Here is a 16,061-nt window from a genome sequence, read left to right as displayed (position 1 = left end):
CCGCTCAGAAGAGACCAGGAATCAACGCGGCGACGTCGCGGCGATACTGCGAGTACGCACGGCCGAAGTGACCGGTCAGCCAGCTCTCTTCGACCCGCACCTTGTACGCCAGCGACGCGAAAATCAGCAATAGCCCAACCGCGCCACGCCATTGCGCGCCGATCAGCACAGCCCCCAGAAGCGCCAGCAGGCAGCCCGTATAGATCGGATGACGAACCACGCCATAAGGCCCGCTACGCACCAGTTCATGCCCTTCCTTCAGCGTGACCGACACGCTCCAGTTGGTGCCGAGATGCAGCCGCGCCCACACGGAAAAAGCCAGACCCGCCAGGAGCACCGCGAAGCCGGCCAACTGGAGCGGCCCGATTGCATGCAGATCGACAGACAATGCCGCTGTATTGAAGTCCGGCAGCACGATCAGCGCGCCGCCGCCAATCAGCGGAATCGACTGTAACGTGCGCGATAGCGAGGCCTCCTTGCGCGCCGTCTCTTTGACGCGGTTCGACGTTGCGACCCAATACAGCAGCCACAGTGCCCACGGTACGACAATGGCAATGCTCTGAACGATATTCACGGTAGTTCGACCTGTTGGAACGAGTGATCGGCGGTGACCTGCAATGCGACGTTTGCGATCGCGGGCTGCGGCGCCGGCATGATGGGCGAACGGGCGGCAAACGCGTCGAAGCAGTCGAGCGCGCGGCCTGTCGCCTGCACCGGCGATGCGCCGAAGTAGTCGAAAATCGCCGTCCGAACCTGGCGCAGCGCGGAGCGGCCTTCCAGATCGAGAAAATGCCCGGCCTGCTCGATCGTGAGAAACTCGGCGCGTTTCAGATGCGCGCTGAGTGAGCGGGCATCTTGAGGCGTGGTGTAGTCGTCGAGCTCACCGTTGAGGAACTTCAGTCCGCACTCGATGTTGCGAAACTCGTGCAGATAGTCTTCCGGACGGATGGCCAGAATCTGGTCGACGTGAAACGCCACCTGGTCCTGCTCATCGCGTGGCAGCGTGGAAAGATAGCGGTAGTTGTAGAGCTTCATGATGCGCGGCAGATGCTGGCCAACCGTATCGTTGAGCAGTTGCGCGGCCTTCAGATTTTCGCCGGCGGCAATATGGTCGCGTGCCGAGGTCACGTAGGCGGTCATGGCCTCGTTGAGCCGCGGCGAGAACGACGCAATCACCGCGCGCCTCACGCTGGTGCGCGCCCGCGAGAGCGCAAGCAGCGACGCCACCCCGCCCCACGACACCGACAACAGGAAGCTCGGCTCGAATAAGCCTATTAGATGCAGCAGAATGTCGACTTCATCGTCTTTTGTAAGAACGAAGTCGCACACGTTATGCGCTTTCGATTGACCCGCATAGGGTAAATCGAAACAAATTGGGTTATAGCGTTCGCCGAGGTATTTGATTGTCTGCCCGAACGACGCTGTGGTGGCCAACGCGCCGTTGATCAGAATGACACTCTCGAAGGCCGGATCGAATACGTGACGTTCAACGTAGACTTTCAGGCCCGCCGGTAGCGGAACAAGGAGTTTTTCGATGGGCATGGCGTATTCGCATGCACTTGCTCAAAGCAAATGCGTACCGATACCGCGCCCGCGCTTGCGGACGCCTTGCGGCCGTACTACCGGGGATCAGGCCCATGCGATTTGCCTTTAACGCCGGCAAATCCGATCCGCGACGACCGCTGCTGCACCGACAACCTGCATCACTCGACGCGATGCCTGCCGACTCTACCTGACGCACACGTGGACTGCTGCGTGCTTCAATCGAGCGTTCGATGCCTCGTAATATATTTATATGTAATTTGGAAAACGTTGCTTCAATCTTTGCCGCACGCCATCCGTTGACGCCAGTCTGCACTCACTGCGTGAAGACTTGATGTCAATATACGATGACGGAAAGCTTTTTAACATGTTTCAAAAATAAAAGCTAAAAAAATCATTGAGCATATGTTCGAAATGGCAACGAAAATGTTATTGAAAGGAAATGGCATCGCGTTGCGCGGCCATTGCGCCAAAGCTGCATATTGAACGACGAGTCCTGCATCGGGATAGCCCGAAACGCTGCGCGAGCGCGCGAGCGTTTCAGGCGTTGTGCAGGCGTTGCTCAGGCATTAGGTCAGGGCTGGGAACAGACGGCTACACCGAACGGCACTCACCGCTAACCACGCTACCGGACCAGCGAGAACGCTTCCCGGCTGGCAATCTCACCCGCTCCGTACACGCCGACCACCGTGTAGTCGGACGCCACGCATTCGAACGTTGCGTTCTGAAACGTGATGACAAAGTGGCGCTGCGCAGGACCCGACGAAGTGACCGCCGAGATCTCCGCGGCCAGCGACGAATTCATCACTTCGTGAACCGAATACCCACTGAGCCCAAGCGAAGCGAGTGGATGGATCTCGAGATCGACATCACCCGGCGGCCCCAGTCGATGAAACGCGGCATCAGGAAATAGCACCGTGCAGAATGGATCGTCATCGGCATCGAATGGCCCGAACCGCTCGAAGTCGGATTCGGCAATCGGATAAGCCAGAATCACCCGGCGGTCGCTGGAAACAATGAATGGTTCGGCGGCGTCGGCTGCGGGCTGAGGAACAGAGTCCAGCAGGACGACCTGGTCTTCCTGCTGGGGTACATCGAGCGAGCTAGTCATCTACTTCAGGACTCCGTTGCGCTCATGCGGCGGTTTGCACCGTCGCGGTTTGCGGCGCCGCGGCGACAACGCGCTTCGCACCGGCTCGGCCTTTGCTCCCCGCCTTGCGACCCGGCGTCTTCTTTGCCGCAGCGGTTTTCTTCACCGCGGCTTTTTTCGCAGCAGGCTTCGCAACGCTTTTCTTTGCCGCAGCCTTTTTAGTCGCCGCGGTGCTCTTTTTCGCAGCCGCTTTGGACGTCACTGCCTTTTTCGCCGTCACGCCTTTACGCGCGGCGACATTGCTGGTGGCTGTAGCACCGTCGATCAGAAACTGGGTTCGATCCTTGACCGTTGCAAGCCATGCCGGTGCCGGACCGCGACCGCTCCAGGTGGCGCCCGTTTTCGGATTGAGATACTTGGGCGGCTGAGCACCTTTAGGCTGGCCTTTTTTTCCCGCTTTGGCGGAAGTGACCGCTGCCTTTGCCGCGGACTTCAGTTCGCTGGCACCGTCAATAAGAAATTGAGTCCGGTCTTTCACCGCGGCAATCCAGGCCGGGGCACGCCCGTGACCCGTCCATGTCGCGCCGCTTTTATGATCGCGGTACTTTGGAATCGACTTGCCTGCGGCGGCTTTTGCCTTACCACTTGCAGCACGTCCATTCAAGGCGTGCGCGGCGCGTCTCGCTTTTGCCTTTGCTTCGATATCCGCAGTAGTCAGGCCGTGCTTGAGCATCAATTCGCGAATCTGATCGACCGCGGCTTGTGCCTTCCTGGCGATAAGCACGTCGGCTTGCGCCTGCAGCTTCTTCAGCTTCGCCTGGATTTGCTCTAACGTGGGCATTTGATCGCTCCTTATGTGGTAATCGATCGAACTATGCCATGAATAGCGTCAGAAAGGCAGACCAGTGCCGCTATTAAGGCAACTGACTCACACGAGAACGCTTACCGTGGAGTACGAAACTTTCGAGTTCACTACCGGATCGCCGCATTCTTTAGTCTTTCCGATTGTTGCCCGGCAACTTAAGTCGGAGTAAAAACAACAACCTGGCGATCAGCGATGTACCTCACACTGCGCATGAACCGGTACTGTTGATCGTCCGCGGTTATCCGGTTGAGTCCCAATTGCGTCAGCGCCAGCATCTCGTCGGCCTGAAAGGCGGCCACCACGCCGTGATCCGTCAACGCCTCCAGCGTGCCGGACGGATCACCGATATAAACACTGCGAACCTGCGTACCGATCCGCATCAGAACTACACTCGCCCCTTCGTCGAGCGCCAGCTCGAGATAGCCGGCAAGCGTTCGCAATGAAGCCGGTGTAGAGGCCTGGGCCTGATAGATCGCAGCATTCGATGGCGTCATTTCTGTTTCCCAGTCACCCGCATAAAGAGAAGCCGGCCGCCGTGCAATGCGGCAATAACTGCTTCTACTATAGGCAAGCAATTGGAGATTCAAAGGCTGATCATTCATTTTTTAGCCGGTAACCCCGCGTTACCAATCTCGCAGTGCTGTTTCACCTGTGTCCGGATCGCCCTTCTACACTCCGAACCGTACTCAGAAGCAACGCAATGGCAATTCGGCAGTAATCGGATGCATCGCACCTGGACGTGCAAGGAGAAGGAAAATGAACAAGAAGATCGTTGGCGCGGCACTTGGCCTGGCATTTCTCGCGGCATCGACCGTGGCGTCGGCACACGTGGACGTCGCTGTCGGAATCGGCATTCCCGTCGGCGTCTATGCGCCGCCTCCCGTTTATGTCGCCCCTCCAGTCGCCTACGGTCCTGCTCCAGTGACGGTTGCTTATGGCGGCTACGACGACTGGCGCGCTCGCGAGTGGCGTGAACGCCGCGAATGGCGTGAACATGAATGGCGCCGCGAGCAATGGCGCGAGCACGAATGGCATGAACGCGGCCGCTGGGGCGGCTATTGAAATAGCGCGCACCGGCGCCACTTTCGAAAAACTCAATAGCAAGGCACTTTTCAGATGAAAGCAGGTTCTATCAAGGCCGCCCTCGCGGCGGTCGCATTGACTTCACTCACAGTCGGCACGGCGAACGCGGCCGGTTGCATGAAAGGCGCGGTGGTGGGCGGGGTCGCCGGCCACTATGCCGGACACCACGCGGTAGTGGGCGCGGTGGGCGGCTGCCTGGTAGGAAGACACCTGGCGAAGAAACAGGCGGAAGAACGGGCTGAGCAACGTCAGCAAGTGAGAGCGGAATAGCCCGGAGCGTTCAGGCGATTCGCAGTCCGCACGCCGGCAAGATCTCCTGCGTGGTCACGAAACGGTGCTCCTTGACGGCGTCGTGAAAGCGCCGGTAATCGCTCTTCTCAAAGACGTCGCTCCACTGGGGACGGTCCCCGCTGTCGTCGTCGGACTGCAAACCGGTCGCTTTGTATTTCCAGGAGCCGATCCCCTTGGGCACATACTCGGGAATCGACTCCGACAGACCGGGAATCGCGCCCGCTTTCACTGCTTCGCAAAGGGTCCGCAATCGCTTGTTGTCGTCCAGATTCCGGTTCGTGTCGAGAAGCGTGGTAAGCGCGGCTTTTGCATCTTCCGGCAGACCGGACTGGTTTTCAAAATCTTCCCGCCCGGCGACGTAGGCACGCACCGCGCGGCAGGTCATCTCGGCCGCCTGCATGAACTCAGGCAAATTGTGCCGTTTGACCGGCACATTCCTGCCGTCGATGTAATGCCATTTCGCCCACGGCAGGTCGGGATAGTGCAAGGCAGCGCCGTGACCGACGGGCAGCGCAAGCGTCAGTACATCCTCCTCGATGCGCTCGACCAGATGCCGTGTGGCGCGCTTCAGGTGGGCGAGCCAGCCTTCCGCCGTGCAGTCTTCCGCTTCCAGAAAATGCACGCGATTCGTCGGGCTTTCGATACCGGCGAAGCCCTGGTGAGCCCAGGTATCGACGTAGGTGTGAAGCGTCACACCGAGACGGTGCAACGCCGTGTCGGCACCCCGCTGCCGGATCGCCCGGCGCACCACGTCCCGGGCCACGGCGCTATCCGGCCGGCACACCGCCTTGTCTTCGAGCGTCTCCCCGACACCCGCAGGCAGAAAATGAAATGGCGCCCATACCAGTCGGTTCTGGTCATTTTCCGTGTTGGTATAGTCGAATAGCTTGTGCGCCGTAGCAAAGCGCTCGAACGTTTCGCCGCCCGAAAAACGCAGTATTCCTGACGTGGTCGCGTCGTCGACGTACTGACACGCATGCGCCACCGTGATTGCCTCGTTGGCCGCCATTCCGCCGATGCGGGCAACGATATAGACCACACCGTAATGAAAATCGATGTTCATAAAAGGCGCTCCCGACACGCAAGGAATGATGACCAGAGATTCCGGAATGCGCAAGGCGACAGTTGCAGCGCGCGCACGAATAGAACGTAAACGACCGAACGCAATAGAACTTTAAAAGAAACGACGCCACCAGGTATTCGACGAAACGCGTCAGCCATGCCGACGCCGTACGTGATGTGACTGTGTGTACCGCGCTGCAGTGCACTGCACTGCGTGGTGATCGGGCAAGACCAAAACTTCTTCTGCTTTAGAAAACCCGTCGATCGAGTGGTCGTCAGGCTGCATCACGGAGTGATGTGTAGGTCCGGATGCCGTGCCCCAAAAGAAAAACCCCGCTTCGATCTCCGGAGCGGGGTTTTCTGTGACGCATTTCGTACCGTATTACTTGACGATACCGACGAGCTCGACTTCGAACGTCAGGTCGCTATTCGGCGGAATCACGCCGACGCCGCGTTCGCCATAGGCCGTGGCCGCCGGGCAAGTCAGCTTCGCCTTACCGCCGACTTTCATTTTTTGCACGCCTTGCGTCCAGCACGGAATCACCCGATTGAGCGGGAAGGTTGCCGGGCCGCCATGCTTCGCCGAGCTATCGAATTCGGTGCCGTTGGCGAGCGTGCCGCGATAGTTGACCTTCACGACATCGTCAGCGGCCGGCTGGGCACCCGTGCCCTGCGTGAGATGTTCAACGATTACGCCGGAGGGCAATTTTTCAGTGGTGGAGGCGGCCATCGCCGTGGAAGAAAGAATAGCCGCGGCGACCAAAGCAACGATAGATTTCAAAGCAAGTCTCCAGGTGGGTAGTGCGCGTCATTGTAGCGGATGAGCTATTGCTCCCCACGTGATTGCGCGTGCCGGTTTATTCGACGTCCTCGCCGAGCAACGAGACTGCCCCGGGTATTCGCCCGCTTCTGGCGATTTCGCGCTGCGTCAACTGCGCGGCTTGCTGCTCCATCCGCTTGAGCAGGCCGTCGAGTAAACGCGCGTCGTCATCGCTCAGACAGTCCGCGAACTCGGCGTTGTAGCGTTGCCCGCTCAAGCGGGCCTGTTCGTAGACAAGACGGCCGGCTTCGGTGAGCGCGAGCACGGTCACACGCTTGTTCTCCGGCAGGCGCGTTTTCGCAATCAAACCCTTCTTCACCATATTGGCGACGCAGCGGCTCGCCACCACCATGTCGAGCGCGGCCAATTCGGCGAGCCGGGACAGATTCGTGTCCGGGTACTTGCCGACGAACGCAAGAATGCGCCAATCCCGCCGGCTAATGCCGAGTTCCCGTCTGAACATCAACCCGACGCCCTGGGTCGCAAGGCGCGCCAGGTTGTGAAGCCTGTAGAGCAGAAATTCGTCGATGTGCTCGGGATGCTTCAGCACGGGTGTCGATTGAGGGTCGGTCGCGGGCACGGGAGCGTACTTCTAACAAAGGGTTGACGGCCATTATGACGCGCTTTGGCGGCAACGGCTCCGGCGGATTGTGCATCCGCACATATATTTGATTAGGTCAATCGTCAGGTTAGTTTCTAGCATCGAAGCCTTCCCCGGTTTCTCCTACTTCAGGCCGCAAGGCCGCAGACGGTGCTTATAGATGGCGGACACCCGCAACGTTCTCTTCATCATGTGCGACCAGCTTCGCCGCGATCATCTCGGCTGCTACGGACATCCCTACCTTCGAACCCGTCATATCGACGCGCTGGCCGCACGCGGTGTGCGTTTCGACAATGCCTTCGTCAGCTCGGGCGTGTGCGGTCCGTCGCGCATGTCGTATTACACCGGCCGCACGATGAGCAGTCACGGCGCCAACTGGAACCGTGTGCCGCTCTCGATCGGCGAAATGACGCTTGGCGAATACCTGCGCCTGAATGGCCGCTCGCTCGCGCTGGCGGGCAAGACGCACGTCATGGCCGACGGCAACGGCATGCAGCGGCTCGACATCGCGCGCCAAAGTCCGCTCGGGCTGCGTCTCTCGACCGGTTCGTTCGACGAACTCGACCGCTACGACGGTCATCACGAACCTGGCAAGGAGAGCGGCTATCCGGCCTTTTTGCGCCAACACGGCTACGTCAGCGACAAACCGTGGAGCGACTTCGCCATCAGTGTGGAAGATGACGGCGGCACGGTGCATTCCGGCTGGAAAATGCGCAACGTGCGCTGGCCCGCGCGAGTGGCAGAACCACATTCCGAAACGGCCTACATGACGGATCAGGCGATCCGCTACATCGAGCAGCAAGGCGACACGCCGTGGGCATTGCATTTGTCGTACGTAAAACCGCACTGGCCCTATGTCGCGCCGCGGCCCTATCACAACCTGTATTCCCTCGACCAATGCATGCCGATCGCGCGCAAGCCCGCCGAACTCGACAATGCCCACCCGGTGGTTGCCGCTTATCGCGCTCATGAAGAGAGCGCCAATTTCGCACGTGAAGAAGTGTCGAACACCGTGCGGCCGGTTTATCAAGGTCTGATCCAGCAGATCGACGACCATCTCGGCAGACTGTGGGAGACGCTCGAACGGCTCGACCGCTGGCAAGATACCTTGATCGTCTTTACCGCGGACCACGGGGACTTCCTCGGCGATCATTGGCTCGGCGAAAAGGAACTGTTCTACGACACCGTGCAGCGTGTACCGATGATCGTCTACGATCCGTCGCCGCGTGCCGACGCCACCCGCGGCAGTGCCGAAACGCGCTTCGTGTCGGGCATCGACGTGGTGCCGACCGTGCTCGACGCGCTCGGCCTGCCGGCCTATGAAGAGCGTGTTGAAGGAAGCTCGGTTCTGGCGCTTACGCGTGGCGAAACGGAACGCACCGAAGGCTGGCGCGATTACGTGGTCTCGGAACTCGACTATAGCTTCCGCGGCGCGCGTCTCGCACTGGGTCGCACGCCCGACGAATGCCGTGGCTGGATGGTGCGCGATACGCGCTGGAAATACATACACTGGCAAGGATATCGCCCGCAACTGTTCGATCTGGCGAATGATCCGGACGAATACGTCGATCTCGGCGCCGACGCGGGTTACGCCATCATCCACGCGCAAATGCATGCAAAGCTCGCCGACTGGTACGGCTCGCTGAAACAACGCGTCACGATCGATAATCCGACTGTCGAAAGCAAGACCGACACGCACAAGGACTGGGGTGTCTTTTTCGGCGAGTGGTAGTGCAGGCAATTGGCACGAACAGCGCGCAGGCGGCCTCAGGGAGAGGTTCGAATAGAGTCTCGAGCGGTGCCTGACTCAGCGCCACACAAATAAATCATATGCGCCCGTCACACCATGCCGGGCCGCAAGGAGACACCATGCAGCGCTCGCCAGCACTGACCCCCGACGACGCGATCTATCGCAAGATCGCGCGGCGCATCGTGCCGTTTCTATTCATCTGCTACGTGGTCAATTTCATCGACCGCGTCAACATTGGTTTTGCAAAACTGCAGTTCCTGCAGGACCTGAAACTCGATGACGCCGTGTTCGGTTTCGCGGCAGGGATGTTCTTCGTCGGCTATCTGGTGTTCGAATTGCCGAGCAATCTGCTGCTGGATCGTATCGGCGTGCGCAAGACGCTCTTGCGGATCATGGTGCTGTGGGGTGCGCTGACGGTGCTGCTGATGTTCGTCAGGAGCGCAAGCATGCTGTATCTGCTGCGTTTTCTACTCGGCGCCGCCGAAGCGGGCTTTTTCCCTGGCATCATTCTCTATCTGACGTACTGGTTTCCGGATCGGCAACGCGGACGCATCACGAGTCTGTTCATCATGGCCGTGCCGCTGGCGGGCATCATCGGCGGCCCAATGTCGGGCTGGATCATGGTGCATTTCCACGACATGCTCGGCTTGCACGGCTGGCAGTGGCTGTTCCTGATCGAAGGCGTACCGGCTATCGTGCTCGGCGTCATGGCGATGCTCTACCTGGATGATCGTCCCCAACACGCAAAATGGCTGAGCGACGCGGAAAAGGCCCACGTCAGCGCCGCGCTCGAGGCGGATCGGCAACTGCGCGGCGCGCACCACGCGCCGCCCGCGCGACTCTCCGACGTGTTGCGCAACCCGCGGATCTATCTGCTCTCGGCGATCTATTTCTGCGTGTTCATGGGACTCAACGCGGTCGGCTTCTGGATTCCGACGCTGCTACGGCACGTCGGCGTGCAACAGATCGGCGATATCGGCTGGTTGAGCGGCGCGATTTCGGTTTGCACGGCAGTGGGTATCGTGGTGATCGGGCGCAGCTCGGACCGTCACGCCGAACGGCGCTGGCACGTGGCGGGCTGCGGCTTCGCGGTGGCCGGCAGTTTTCTGCTGCTGCCGCTCGCCGCGCATAGCGTGCCCTTCACTGTCGCGCTGCTGGTGGTGGCGTCGACCTGCATCTACGCGACCCTGAGCATTTTCTGGACGATCCCCACCGCTTATCTGGATGGCGGCGCAGCGGCCGCCGGTATCGCGACGATTACCGCAATTGGCGCGATTGGCGGTGCGGTGAGCCCTTCGTTGGTCGGCATGCTGAAGGCAGAAACCGGCAGTGTCTACGCTGGCTTTGCCGTCATCGCGGTGCTTCTGATTGCAGGCATGATTGCTCTGCTGCGGGCCGTGCCCGCGCCGCATCGCGATACGGTGCGCACGGTGCGGTCAGCCGCGGTGAAATAAGCAGGTGTGCCTCGTGGGGGTCATGCGTGTATTTGAGGGGGCGCTGGGAACCGGTTGAGCTTGCGCTTGCGCTGACGTAATTCGCAATCGCGCTTGCGGCAGCGAGGCCTGTTGTTGGTGGGTGTCAGGGCGAGCGGATGTTCGGCTGTCCGCTCATGTGATCCCAATCCCAGCCCGGACATCAGCGTGGGAAGCCGTTTGCCGGCTGCCGCACGCTGAGGAACGCCCGCCGCGTCAATGGCCGTGGCCGCCGCCGTAACCGCCGCCATGGCCGCCGCTGTTGCCGTTGCCGCCGAAGCCGCCGCCATGACCTTGGCCGCTGTTGCCTTTGCCGCCGTCGCCTTTGCCGTGGCCGCCGTCGCCGTGGCCGCCGTCGCCTTTGCCGCCGTCGCCGTGACCGCCATCGCCGTGACCACCGTCGCCATGGCCGCCATCGCCGCGACCACCAGCACCATGGCCACCGTCGCCGTGACCGCCATCGCCGTGACCACCGTCACCATGGCCACCGTCACCGTGACCGCCGTCGCCATGGCCGCCATCGCCGTGGCCACCGTCGCCGTGGCCGCCGTCGCCGTGGCCACCATCGCCGTGGCCACCATCGCCATGGCCGCCGTCACCATGACCGCCATCGCCATGGCCGCCGTCGCCGTGGCCGCCAGCACCATGGCCGCCAGCACCATGGCCACCATCGCCATGGCCACCATCGCCGCGACCGCCGTCGCCGTGACCGCCATCACCGTGGCCACCATCGCCATGACCGCCATCACCGTGGCCGCCGTCACCATGACCACCATTGCCGTGACCACCATCACCATGGCCGCCGTCACCGTGGCCGCCATCGCCGTGACCGCCGTCACCATGGCCGCCGTCACCGTGACCACCGTCACCGTGGCCGCCATCGCCGTGGCCGCCATCGCCGTGGCCGCCATCGCCGTGGCCGCCATCGCCGTGACCACCATCACCGTGGCCGCCATCGCCGTGACCACCATCACCGTGGCCGCCATCACCGTGGCCGCCATCACCGTGGCCGCCATCGCCGTGACCACCATCACCGTGGCCGCCATCGCCGTGGCCGCCATCGCCGTGACCACCATCGCCGTGACCGCCATCACCGTGGCCGCCATCGCCGTGACCACCATCGCCGTGACCACCATCACCGTGGCCGCCATCGCCGTGACCACCATCGCCGTGACCACCATCACCGTGGCCGCCATCGCCGTGACCACCATCACCACCATGGTGTCCACCGCTGCCACCGCCGTCACCATTGCCGCCCGTTCCGCCACCACCCGTTCCACCGCCGCCTGTCCCACCACCGCCCGTTCCACCACCACCCGTCCCACCACCACCCGTCCCACCACCACCCGTCCCACCACCGCCCGTTCCACCACCACCCGTCCCACCACCGCCCGTCCCACCACCGCCCGTTCCACCACCACCTGTCCCACCACCACCCGCTCCACCACCGCCCGTCCCACCACCGCCCGTCCCACCACCTCCCGTCCCACCACCTCCCGTCCCTCCACCTCCCGTCCCTCCACCTCCCGTCCCTCCACCTCCCGTCCCTCCACCTCCCGTCCCTCCACCACCCGTCCCTCCACCACCCGTCCCACCACCACCCGCTCCACCACTACCTGTTCCGCCCTTCCCCCCACTGCCGCTCCCCGCATTCCCGGCACCCAATCCCGCAGAGTCGGACGTCGATCCGTTCGCAGAACCCCCAGCGCCCACCCCAGTCGACGACGTTCCGCTACCATTGCTGCCCTGCGAACCCGAGGTCGACGTCGCCCCCAAACCCCCAGCCGCTGCCGCTCCAATTCCGCCGCCTCCCCTCGAGCCACCGTCGTCCGGTCTGCAGCCAAGCGCGTCGAATAGAGGGCAGGTGATTGGCAACGCCTGTGCAACCATCAGCTTCGTCGAATCTGCCGACTGCACCGCAGGCGTCGCCGGACTCGTTTGAGCACCCGCCATCGCCGCATAAAGACTCACCGCAACCGCCAATACCGCTTTGCTTGTCCCCAACGTCCGCGTGTCCCCGTTTTGCTTTTTCATTTCAGTCTCCTAAACATCTATTTGGAAAGACAGATCCAGATAACGATTGAATCTCTGTTCGCTGTTAAAAAATGAAACTTCAAAGCCCGGTCGACATTGCCGCGCGACGCCTGAAAATCACCTGACGCCCGGCATCTCTCCAACGGAAAATCCCAGCCGGATTTGCGCCGGTCTGGAATAAACGACACGCTGTGCGCGAACAAATCCTTGGTAAGGGCACAGCAGGGCCTGATGGACGTTGAAGTTATGCGCAGCGCCTCGTGGTGACCGTGCGCTAGACCACGCAATGCGATATCGATGACCCGTTTCCGATTATTTGCATCTCGCCACTGTCAAAGATCGTTAATTCCCTTCCATGGCGCTGTAATTTTTTAAAATATGCAGTCCAAACTATTATTCTCAATTTTCCGAACGGCTCTCTTCATCAGATGAATCAAACAGAAGTTTGCGGGCAGCAAAGTGAACCGTGACGCGAACAAATCAGTGTTTATCCGGACACAAAGAAGAATTTGCAAAGACAAAAATGAGGGCAATCCCACAGACAGCAAAAATCAGACACGAGGCATGTTCCGGGACACACCGAGCGCCGCCTTTACGTAAGTTTCATTCCTATCCATTGGCCGCTCCACCATGCGGGCAACAAAACCGAATCGGCGACAATAGGAAAATCGCAACCTCATCGACTACAGGAAAAGAGATGCTTTTATCCGAACAATGGGTGCTGGTAACGGGCGGCGCCCGCGGACTCGGCGCCGCGATCACACGCGCACTGGTCCGCGAAGGCGCGGGCGTCGTGGTGAATTACCATAAGAGCGAAGCACTGGCTCACGCGCTCCGCGACGAACTCGGCAACCGCGTCCTGCCGATTCAGGCGGACGTGACCGATCCGGCCGCCGTCGCGCGCCTGTTCGAAACGGCGCGGACTCAAACGGGCAAGCCCGTCCTGTCGGTGGTCAACAACGCACTGGCCGACTTTCAGTTCGACGGCGACGCCCGCCCAAAAATCGACTCCATCGACTGGACGCGTTTCCAGCAGCAACTGGACGGCTCACTCAAGGGCGCGCTCAATACGATCCAGGCGGCAACCCCGGGCATGCGTTCGCAAGGATTCGGCCGTATCGTCAACGTCGGAACCAATCTGTTCCAGAACCCGGTCGTTCCCTACCACGATTACACGGCGGCCAAAGCAGCCCTGTTGTCGCTCACGCGCACTGCCTCTCACGATCTCGGCCCGGACGGCATCACGGTAAATATGGTGTCGGGAGGTCTGCTACGCACGACGGATGCGAGCGCGGCGACGCCAGACTTCGTCTTCGACCTGATCGCCAGTTCAACGCCGGTGCGGCGCGTGACAACGCCTGAAGAATTCGCCGACGCCGTGCTGTTCTTCCTGTCGCCGTGGGCGCGCGCGGTCACCGGCCAGAATCTGATCGTGGACGGCGGCCTCGTGAAGGGTTGATCGCTGAGGAATGCATGCAGCGCACCGGCCGGTGCGCTGCGACTTCGCAGCAGCGCCCTTCGGCCACCCATGCATCGCCACGCAACGCCCCCCGCGACGTACAGCCTACCTTCTTTTCCGCCGTCTTTTCCCGAAGCGCTTCCACCATCCCCTGCATCATCACGGGTCATGATTCGCGCCGCAACGCGCGAACACTTGCTACGCATGCTTTCGCACGGCACCGGTCGCAGACTCGGGTTTACCTTTGTTTGACTTACGGAAACAGGGCCGTTTACTGGACGTAACTTGAACCGGTCCAGACGCTTTCGATTTACTTTGTTCAGCTGAATTGTGTTCCGGGAGCGTCACTTACTACGTCTGGAGGTATGTCATGGTTAGCGTGTCCAGCAGCGCCGCTGAAGAACTCAAAGCGGCAATCCGAGGCGAACTGTTACTGCCCGGCGACGCGGGTTTCGACGCGGCCCGCAGCATCTGGAATGCAATGATCGACCGGCATCCGGGGATGATCCTGCGCTGCGCCGGCGTGGCCGACGTGCGCCGCGGCGTGGCATTCGCGCGCGACAACGGCCTGCCGCTGGCGGTGCACAGCGGCGGCCACAACATCGCCGGAACCGCGCTGTGCGACGACGGTCTCGTCATCGACCTGTCGCCGATGAAATCCGTCCATATCGATCCGGTAGCGAAGCGCGCGTATGTCGAACCCGGCGCGACGCTTCGCGATTTCGACCACGAAGCACAGGCGTTCGGGCTCGCCACGCCACTCGGTATCAACTCGACGACGGGTGTAGCGGGTCTGACGCTCGGCGGCGGTTTCGGATGGCTGAGCCGCAGGTACGGCATGACCGTCGACAATCTGATTTCGGCGGATGTAGTTACTGCCGACGGCGAGCTGCTGCACGCAAGCGCCGACTCGCATGAAGATCTGTTCTGGGCGATTCGCGGCGGCGGCGGCAATTTCGGCGTCGTGACGCGTTTCGAATTCGCGCTTCATCCGGTAGGGCCGATCGTCTACGGCGGCCTCGTCGTGCTGCCACTCGATCAGGCGAGAAATGCCCTGCTCCAGTACCGCGCGGCGACAGAAAACATGCCGGAGGAATTGAGCGTCTGGGCCGTTTTGCGGCTCGCGCCACCGCTGCCGTTCCTGCCGCCCGAGGCACACGGCAAGCCGGTCATCGTATTCGCGATGTGCTACACAGGTCCCATCGAAAACGGACCGTCCGTGGTGGAGAGCGTGCGCGGCTTCGGCACGCCGGTCGGCGAACATCTTGGGCCGATGCCGTATGCCATGTGGCAGCAGGCGTTCGATCCGCTGCTCACGCCCGGCGCCCGCAACTACTGGAAGTCGCACAACCTCGACGCCATACCGGATGGGCTCATCGATGCGCTGCTCGACGCGATCGGCACGTTGCCGTCGCCACAATGCGAAATCTTCTTTGGGCAGATCGGCGCGCAGACGAGCCGGGTACCGGTCGAAGCCACAGCCTATTCGAGCCGCGATACGCAGTACGCGATGAATGTGCACGGACGCTGGGACGAGGCGAGCGACGATGAGCGCTGCATTGCCTGGGCACGCGCTTTCTTCGACGCAGCCGCACCGTTCGCACTGGGCAGCGTGTACGTCAACTTCATGACGCAGGAGGAAGGCGAACGGGTGGCGGCCGCGTACGGGCCGAACTATGCGCGTCTCGTCGCCGTGAAGCACCGCTACGACCCGCACAACCTGTTCCGCCACAATCAGAATATCCGTCCGGCGGCTTAGGAATCGAGTACGGATCGAGCAGGGATCGAGTACGGATCGAGGCGAAGCGGTGCTGAACGAAGTGAGTCCGCGTGTGAACGTCCGCGCATCATGGCTGTCTGATACCCCAATCGTGGCGTCAGGCACGCTAAATGCTCAATAGCAGGCGTACGGGCTGCCGGCATCCGGGCTCCCGGCGTCGCCGGCACACTTTGTCAGATTAGAAACAGCACCCTTCATCACGCACAAGGAGA

General features: G+C 61.4%; 15 protein-coding genes. 6 read left to right on the top strand and 9 right to left on the bottom strand.

The window, feature by feature from the left end; genetic code table 11:
• Positions 1-4 precede the first annotated feature (4 nt).
• From PQR67_RS12615 to PQR67_RS12595, 5 genes are all read right to left on the bottom strand, one after another.
• The gene (locus PQR67_RS12615; protein WP_408459041.1) at positions 5-574 is read right to left on the bottom strand and encodes a methyltransferase family protein; all 570 of its coding nucleotides are present in this window, start codon (positions 572-574) and stop codon (positions 5-7) included.
• The gene (locus tag PQR67_RS12610) at positions 571-1,542 is read right to left on the bottom strand and encodes an alpha/beta fold hydrolase (protein ID WP_408459038.1); all 972 of its coding nucleotides are present in this window, start codon (positions 1,540-1,542) and stop codon (positions 571-573) included. The genes PQR67_RS12615 and PQR67_RS12610 overlap by 4 nt, the downstream gene beginning before the upstream one ends.
• Positions 1,543-2,167: 625 nt before the next feature.
• Positions 2,168-2,653, bottom strand: a complete 486-nt coding sequence (locus tag PQR67_RS12605) for a hypothetical protein (RefSeq protein ID WP_408459035.1) — start codon at positions 2,651-2,653, stop codon at positions 2,168-2,170.
• Between the two features lie 22 nt (positions 2,654-2,675).
• Positions 2,676-3,473 carry an H-NS family nucleoid-associated regulatory protein gene (locus PQR67_RS12600; protein ID WP_408459033.1) on the bottom strand — a complete coding sequence of 266 codons (798 nt, stop codon included), beginning with the start codon at positions 3,471-3,473 and terminating at the stop codon, positions 2,676-2,678.
• A 179-nt stretch (positions 3,474-3,652) separates the two neighbouring features.
• The gene (locus PQR67_RS12595; protein WP_408459030.1) at positions 3,653-4,099 is read right to left on the bottom strand and encodes a hypothetical protein; all 447 of its coding nucleotides are present in this window, start codon (positions 4,097-4,099) and stop codon (positions 3,653-3,655) included.
• A gap of 154 nt (positions 4,100-4,253) precedes the next feature.
• On the opposite strand from PQR67_RS12595, the gene PQR67_RS12590 reads away from it, so the two are divergent.
• Positions 4,254-4,559 carry a hypothetical protein gene (locus PQR67_RS12590; protein ID WP_408459027.1) on the top strand — a complete coding sequence of 102 codons (306 nt, stop codon included), beginning with the start codon at positions 4,254-4,256 and terminating at the stop codon, positions 4,557-4,559.
• Between the two features lie 54 nt (positions 4,560-4,613).
• Positions 4,614-4,850, top strand: a complete 237-nt coding sequence (locus PQR67_RS12585) for a hypothetical protein (protein WP_408459025.1) — start codon at positions 4,614-4,616, stop codon at positions 4,848-4,850.
• A gap of 10 nt (positions 4,851-4,860) precedes the next feature.
• Here PQR67_RS12585 and PQR67_RS12580 read toward each other — a convergent pair whose 3' ends face one another.
• The 3 genes from PQR67_RS12580 to PQR67_RS12570 all read right to left on the bottom strand — a co-directional run bounded on the left by PQR67_RS12580 (position 4,861) and on the right by PQR67_RS12570 (position 7,333).
• Entirely contained in the window at positions 4,861-5,934 is a 1,074-nt protein-coding gene (locus PQR67_RS12580) for a DUF6765 family protein (protein ID WP_408459022.1), read from the bottom strand.
• A 381-nt stretch (positions 5,935-6,315) separates the two neighbouring features.
• Positions 6,316-6,663: an FKBP-type peptidyl-prolyl cis-trans isomerase gene (locus tag PQR67_RS12575; RefSeq protein ID WP_408459329.1), complete on the bottom strand. Its 348-nt coding sequence runs from the start codon at positions 6,661-6,663 to the stop codon at positions 6,316-6,318.
• A gap of 127 nt (positions 6,664-6,790) precedes the next feature.
• The gene (locus PQR67_RS12570; protein ID WP_408459019.1) at positions 6,791-7,333 is read right to left on the bottom strand and encodes a MarR family winged helix-turn-helix transcriptional regulator; all 543 of its coding nucleotides are present in this window, start codon (positions 7,331-7,333) and stop codon (positions 6,791-6,793) included.
• 181 nt (positions 7,334-7,514) lie between these two features.
• Here PQR67_RS12570 and PQR67_RS12565 point away from each other — a divergent pair, with 181 nt between their 5' ends.
• Positions 7,515-9,086, top strand: coding sequence for a sulfatase-like hydrolase/transferase (locus PQR67_RS12565; RefSeq protein WP_408459016.1), 1,572 nt, complete (start codon positions 7,515-7,517; stop codon positions 9,084-9,086).
• A 137-nt stretch (positions 9,087-9,223) separates the two neighbouring features.
• Positions 9,224-10,558 carry an MFS transporter gene (locus PQR67_RS12560; protein ID WP_408459013.1) on the top strand — a complete coding sequence of 445 codons (1,335 nt, stop codon included), beginning with the start codon at positions 9,224-9,226 and terminating at the stop codon, positions 10,556-10,558.
• 20 nt (positions 10,559-10,578) lie between these two features.
• On the opposite strand, the gene PQR67_RS12555 is transcribed toward PQR67_RS12560, so the two are convergent.
• On the bottom strand, positions 10,579-12,009 hold the full coding sequence (locus tag PQR67_RS12555; RefSeq protein ID WP_408459011.1) for a hypothetical protein: 1,431 nt from the start codon (positions 12,007-12,009) through the stop codon (positions 10,579-10,581).
• A gap of 1,298 nt (positions 12,010-13,307) precedes the next feature.
• Between PQR67_RS12555 and PQR67_RS12550 the strand changes: the two genes are divergently transcribed.
• Both PQR67_RS12550 and PQR67_RS12545 read left to right on the top strand, forming a co-directional pair.
• Positions 13,308-14,069 carry a 3-oxoacyl-ACP reductase gene (locus PQR67_RS12550; RefSeq protein WP_408459008.1) on the top strand — a complete coding sequence of 254 codons (762 nt, stop codon included), beginning with the start codon at positions 13,308-13,310 and terminating at the stop codon, positions 14,067-14,069.
• Positions 14,070-14,439: 370 nt separating this feature from the next.
• The gene (locus PQR67_RS12545) at positions 14,440-15,828 is read left to right on the top strand and encodes an FAD-binding oxidoreductase (RefSeq protein WP_408459005.1); all 1,389 of its coding nucleotides are present in this window, start codon (positions 14,440-14,442) and stop codon (positions 15,826-15,828) included.
• Positions 15,829-16,061 lie beyond the last annotated feature (233 nt).

This window comes from Paraburkholderia fungorum (assembly GCF_046026025.1).
GTDB classification, from domain to species: Bacteria; Pseudomonadota; Gammaproteobacteria; order Burkholderiales; family Burkholderiaceae; genus Paraburkholderia; species Paraburkholderia fungorum_E.
The sequence above is the reverse complement of the archived record's forward strand: the minus strand, read 5'-3'. Positions and strand labels throughout refer to the sequence as shown.